This window comes from Buchnera aphidicola (Cinara splendens), from assembly GCF_900698975.1.
GTDB lineage: Bacteria > Pseudomonadota > Gammaproteobacteria > Enterobacterales > Enterobacteriaceae > Buchnera_F > Buchnera_F aphidicola_AI.
Window position 1 is genome coordinate 1 of record NZ_LR217723.1, and the last position, 6,037, is coordinate 6,037.

Genomic DNA, 6,037 nt, shown 5'->3' on the forward strand with positions numbered 1-6,037 from the left:
AAATATAAATTAGTAATAACATGAAAAAATATTTGATAAAAAATAGATGCAAAATAACCTTTAAAGAAAAAAAAAAAAGAAATAATACATTTTATATAGTATACTGTAATCCAATAAATTATTTTTAGAAAAAATGAGAAGATCAATAATGAAAAAATCATTTAATATAGCTGTACTTCCAGGTGATGGAATTGGACCTGAAGTTATGTTAGAAGCACATAAAATTTTAAATGTTATTAACAGTAAATCAAATTATAGAATAAATACTCGTGAATTTGATGTTGGTGGTATAGCATTTGATAAATTTGGAACTCCTTTACCTAAAAAAACACTGGACGGTTGCATGAATTCTGATGCTATTTTATTTGGATCTGTAGGAGGAAAAAAATGGTCTTGTCTTTCTAAGGACAAACAACCTGAAAGAGGCGCTTTATTACCACTTAGACAATTTTTTAATTTGTTTATTAATATTAGACCCGTTAAACTAATTACTGCCCTAAAACAGCTTTCTCCGCTACGATCAGACATAGTAAAAAATGGATTTGATATCTTATGTATCCGAGAACTTATAGGTGGTATATATTTTGGATTACCTAAAGGTAGAAATACATTCAATAAAAAAAACATTTCTGCTTTTGATACAGAAATTTATTCTACTAAAGAAATCGAAAAAATTGCAAAAATTGCTTTTACTTTGTCCCTAAAAAGAAGGAAGATAGTTTTTTCTGTAGATAAAGCAAATGTTTTGGAAAGTTCAGTTTTATGGAGAGAAGTAGTTACTTCAGTGTCTAAAAAATTCCCAGATGTTACATTGCATCATTTATATATTGATAATGCTGCTATGCAACTTATAAAAAATCCTAGTCAATTTGATGTTTTACTATGTTCTAATATGTTTGGTGATATTTTATCTGATGAATGTGCGATGTTAACTGGTTCAGTTGGAATGTTACCTTCGGCTAGTTTAAATAAAAAGTTTTTTGGATTATTTGAGCCAGCGGGAGGATCAGCTCCTGATTTGAAAGGTAAAAATTTAGCTAATCCTATTGCTCAAATTCTTTCTTTAGCTTTATTATTTAAATACTCCTTAAACTTAAATAGTATAGCTAAAAATATTGAGTTAGCTGTAATAGAAACTTTGAAAAAAGGATATCGTACAATAGATATTTCAGATGGTAAAAATTATATATATACTACTCAAATGGGAACTAATATTGCTAAAAAATTATCTGAGATAATAAAATAATGAATACAACATTATATCAAAAAATATTTAATTCACATTTAATATACGATAAAAAAAACATCACACCAATTATTTATATTGATCTTCATTTAATACATGAAGTAACCTCCCCTCAAGCATTTAGTGGATTGAAAGAAAAAAATAGAACAGTACGTAGACCTCAACAAACATTTGCAACTATGGATCACAACGTACCTACTCTTTCTAGGGAAGTTAATCACTCGACTAAAATGGCAAAATTACAGATGTCAACTTTATTGAAAAATTGTCATGATTTTGGTATTTCTTGTTATGATTTAAAAAATATAAATCAAGGCATTGTACATGTTGTGGGTCCTGAACAAGGCATGACTCTTCCTGGTATGACAATTGTTTGTGGAGATTCACATACTTCAACACATGGAGCATTTGGTTCATTAGCTTTTGGAATAGGTACTTCTGAAGTAGAACATGTTTTAGCTACACAGACATTGCCTCAAAATTATATGAAAAATATGCGTATATATATTTATGGAACTTTACAAAAAAATGTATATTCTAAAGATATTATCTTAAAAATCATAAATCAACTCGGTACTTCTGGTGGATCTGGTTATGTAGTTGAATTTACTGGTCCTATTATAAAAAGTATGAGCATGGAAAGTCGAATGACCGTTTGTAATATGGCAATTGAATTAGGTGCAAAATCAGGAATTATTCAACCTGATAATATTACTTATGAATATTTAAAAAATAAAAATTTTGTTCCTAAGAATAGATCTTGGAAAGAATATACAAAGTTATGGAATTCATTAAAATCTGGATCAAAATCTATTTTTGAAAAAGATATATTAATTAATGTATCAAATTTATCTCCACAAGTAACATGGGGAACTAATCCATCACAAGTTATTTCTATTGCGAATAAAATTCCAGAATTAAAATTTTTTAAAGATAAAAATGAACTAGAAAATGCAAAAAAATCATTAGAATACATGGGTTTAAAACCAGGTTCTAGTTTAATTAATGTACCAATCAATAAAGTATTTATTGGTTCTTGTACTAATTCTCGTATTGAAGACTTGCGTGTAGTAGCTTCAGTGGTAAAAAATAAATTAGTTGCTGATAATGTCGAAGCGTTAATTGTTCCCGGATCAGGCCTAGTGAAGAAACAAGCTGAAAAAGAAGGTCTAGATAAAATTTTTAAAAAATCTGGTTTTCAATGGAGACATGCTGGCTGTTCTATGTGTCTAGGTATGAATGAAGATCAATTAAAACCGTATGAAAGATGTGCTTCTACAAGTAATAGAAATTTTGAAGGAAGACAAGGTTTAAATGGTCGAACTCATTTAATGAGTCCTTGGTTAGCTGCTCAGACAGCTTTGTACGGAAAATTTATTAACGTCGATAATTTTCTTTCATAAACTTTTAGGATAATTTTATTGTCATGCAAAAATTTATACAACATGTTGGTATCATAGTTCCTTTTGATATGTCTAACATTGATACCGATATAATCATTCCTAAACAATTTTTACAAAAAATTGATAAAGTCGGATTTGGTAAAAAATTATTTTTTAATTGGCGATTCTTAAATTCTAGTGGTACATTAAAAAATCCTAATTTTATTTTAAATAAAAAAAATTACAGTAAAGCTAGTATTTTATTAACACGTAATAATTTCGGATGTGGTTCATCTCGAGAACATGCTGTATGGGCTTTAATGGATTATGGTTTTAAGGTAGTTATTGCGCATAGTTTTTCTGATATTTTTGCAAATAATTGTTTAAATAATCGTTTATTGTTAATTTCTTTATCTAAAGATATAATAGATAAGTTATTTTCAATACTAAAAAAAAAAAAAAATGTTTTATGTATGATTAATTTGTTAAAAGAAATAATTATTGTTGATAATTATTGTGTCAAATTTGTAATTAATTCTATTCAAAAGCAATCAATTATGTACGGATTTGATAACATTGATTATACTTTAAAACATGAAAAGAAAATAAATTTTTATGAAAAAAATCATTCCATGTTTAATTTTTATTAAAAATATATTTTATATATATATTGTTAATTTAAAATAAAAAAAGTTTCTTCAGATAGTTTATTTTAAAAATAAAATTATCTGAAGGGAAATGAACTATAAATTTATAGTATTAATTAATTGGCGAAAAATATATGAAAGAAAAAATAATTATTCTTGATACAACATTACGTGATGGTGAACAGGCTTTGCAAGCTAGTTTAAATGCAAATGAAAAAATGCAAATTGCTTTAGCTTTAGAACGAATGGGTGTAGATATTATTGAAGCAGGTTTTCCTATTTCATCACCAGGAGATTTTAAATCGATACAATCTATTTCTAAAGTTCTTAAAAAAAGTAAAATATGTAGTTTAGCTCGTTGTTTATTTAAAGATATTGATATAGCTGCACAAGCTATGAAGTATGCTCAGAACTTTAGAATTCATCTTTTTTTAGGAACTTCTAATTTACATGTATCTTCTAAATTAAAAAAAAATTTTAATGAAATTATAGATATGGCAACATCTTCTATTATCCAGGCAAAACGTTATACAAATGATGTTGAATTTTCATGTGAAGATGCAGGAAGAACTTCTATAGACAATTTGTGTAGCATAATTGAAGCTGTGATAGAAGCAGGAGCTACCACTGTAAATATTCCAGATACAGTTGGATATACAACGCCTACACAATTTAAAAATATTATTTTTTCCATATTTAATAGAGTAAAAAATATACATAAAATCATTATTTCTGTTCATTGCCATAATGATCTAGGAATGGCTGTAGGAAACTCTATCAGCGCTGTTGAAGCTGGAGCTAGACAAATTGAAGGAACTATGAATGGTTTAGGAGAAAGAGCGGGAAATACAGCTTTGGAAGAAGTAATTATGGCATTAAATGTACATCGAGATGTTTTAAACAAATATACTAATATTAATCTTAAAGAAATTTATAAAACAAGCAAAATAGTTAGTCAATTTTGTAATATGCCCATTTCAGCAAATAAAGCAATTGTAGGAAAAAATGCATTTTCACATTCTTCTGGAATTCATCAAGATGGTGTATTGAAAAATCGAGAAAATTATGAAATTATTGATCCAATTTCTATTGGATTAAATCACTGTAAATTAAATTTAACTTCTCGATCTGGAAGAGCAGCTGTCAAACATCATATGCAAAAAATGGGATATAGAAAAAATGATTATAATTTAAATGAATTGTATGTTGATTTTTTAAAATTAGCTGATAAAAAAGGGCAAATTTTTGATTATGATTTAGAAGCTTTAGCATTTTTTAAAAAACAACAAAATCTTCGAGAATACTTCAAATTAGAATATTTTGATGTGCAGTCTAAATTATCAGGTTTGTCTGTAGCATCTATTATTTTGATGTGTGGAACTGAAATAAACATTCAAAAAGCTACTACTAGTAATGGTCCTGTAGATGCAATTTATCAAGCTTTAAATAAAGCAACTTTATATTCTATTGTTTTAAAAAAATTTCATTTAGTTGCTAATGGTGAAGGTAAAGATGCGTTAGGAAAAGTAGATATTGTTGTACAATATAAATCACGTAATTTTCATGGAATAGGTTTAGCGACTGACATTATTGAAGCATCAGCGCAAGCAATGGTAAATGTATTAAATTATATTTGGAAGTCTACGCAAGTCGACAAAGAGCTGGAGAAGCTCTGTAAATAACTTTTTCCTAAAAAATAATTTATTTTTTATGTGTAATTAGAAACAGCAATTTTTATTTAATTTATATAATTAAATTTTAAAAAATATTTATTTTTATACAAACAATATATATAATTAATAATTTCATAACAATTTTATTATAGGTTATTCATGTCAGAAAGAAAATATGTATATAATCCATACCCACAATTTATTCAGCCAGAAAATCACAAAAAACGCCCTATTTTTATTCGATACGCTATGGAACGTTCTGCAACAATCAATGTTGCTCATAATAAAATTTACTTATCTATCTGTAATTTTAAAAATCCCATTACCGGACGAGTTTTACCGCGTAAAAGACGTTTAAATGAACATCGTGCTCGAGCTCTTCGAGCCATGGTACAAGCTATGTTATATTATTTTAATATAACCTCTACTTTAGTTATGGCTTCTGTAGAAAGATTATCAGATGTATGCGGTTTATCTACATATTCTAGTGCAGGTAATAAATCTATTACCAGAGCTTCTCGATTAATTACAGAATTTATGGAACCAATTGGATTAATTTGTTGTCAAAAAGTATGGGATAAAATTTTAGGAATGTATATTCCTAAAATTATATTGTTACAACCTTTGTTTTTTATGTTATTTGATATTTCTCAGTCACAATTGATACAAATTAGAATTGCTCAATTACAATGGATAAATATTCAGAGAGTATACGATAGAAAATCTCAAATGACACTTTTTGAAATTGAACAAAGAGCAAAAGATAAGTATATTCAAAGAGCTTTTTATTTTAGGAATTCCAAACATATGTTTAGTAAACAAAAGAAAAAAGCTATAGAAATAATTAGATTAGAAAAAAAACATGCTTTCTCTCATATTTTGAAAAATTTGATAAAAAAATATTCAATTGAAGAACTATGTTCTATAGGTTTAATTAATTTAAAAAAAAAAGTTAATCTAGAATATTTAAGATTAAAACAATTAGCTAAACATTCAATTCCTTAATTTAATTTATTATAAAAAACTTTTATATTGCTAAAAAATTTATATATTTTAAGTTAAATTTATATTCTTAAAAAAATCATTATT

At 26.5% G+C, this 6,037-nt stretch carries 5 protein-coding genes; all 5 read left to right on the top strand.

The genetic code is table 11. The annotated features are described in order from the left end of the window. Positions 1 to 148 precede the first annotated feature (148 nt). The 5 genes from leuB to repA all read left to right on the top strand — a co-directional run bounded on the left by leuB (position 149) and on the right by repA (position 5,953). Entirely contained in the window at positions 149 to 1,246 is a 1,098-nt protein-coding gene (gene leuB / locus BUCISPPA3004_RS02055; protein ID WP_154049078.1) for a 3-isopropylmalate dehydrogenase, read from the top strand. After that, positions 1,246 to 2,649 carry a 3-isopropylmalate dehydratase large subunit gene (gene leuC, locus BUCISPPA3004_RS02060; protein WP_154049079.1) on the top strand — a complete coding sequence of 468 codons (1,404 nt, stop codon included), beginning with the start codon at positions 1,246 to 1,248 and terminating at the stop codon, positions 2,647 to 2,649. The genes leuB and leuC overlap by 1 nt, the downstream gene beginning before the upstream one ends. Positions 2,650 to 2,672: 23 nt before the next feature. Continuing rightward, on the top strand, positions 2,673 to 3,278 hold the full coding sequence (gene leuD, locus BUCISPPA3004_RS02065; RefSeq protein ID WP_154049080.1) for a 3-isopropylmalate dehydratase small subunit: 606 nt from the start codon (positions 2,673 to 2,675) through the stop codon (positions 3,276 to 3,278). Between the two features lie 131 nt (positions 3,279 to 3,409). Then, positions 3,410 to 4,957, top strand: coding sequence for a 2-isopropylmalate synthase (leuA, locus tag BUCISPPA3004_RS02070; protein WP_154049081.1), 1,548 nt, complete (start codon positions 3,410 to 3,412; stop codon positions 4,955 to 4,957). Between the two features lie 150 nt (positions 4,958 to 5,107). Further along, entirely contained in the window at positions 5,108 to 5,953 is an 846-nt protein-coding gene (repA, locus tag BUCISPPA3004_RS02075) for a plasmid replication initiator RepA (protein WP_154049082.1), read from the top strand. The last annotated feature ends 84 nt before the right edge of the window (positions 5,954 to 6,037 follow it).

Coding starts and splice junctions, on each gene's coding strand:
- leuC (WP_154049079.1), top strand. CDS start 1,246: ATGAATACAACATTATATCAAAAAATATTTAATTCACATTTAATATAC.
- leuA (WP_154049081.1), top strand. CDS start 3,410: ATGAAAGAAAAAATAATTATTCTTGATACAACATTACGTGATGGTGAA.
- leuB (WP_154049078.1), top strand. CDS start 149: ATGAAAAAATCATTTAATATAGCTGTACTTCCAGGTGATGGAATTGGA.
- repA (WP_154049082.1), top strand. CDS start 5,108: ATGTCAGAAAGAAAATATGTATATAATCCATACCCACAATTTATTCAG.
- leuD (WP_154049080.1), top strand. CDS start 2,673: ATGCAAAAATTTATACAACATGTTGGTATCATAGTTCCTTTTGATATG.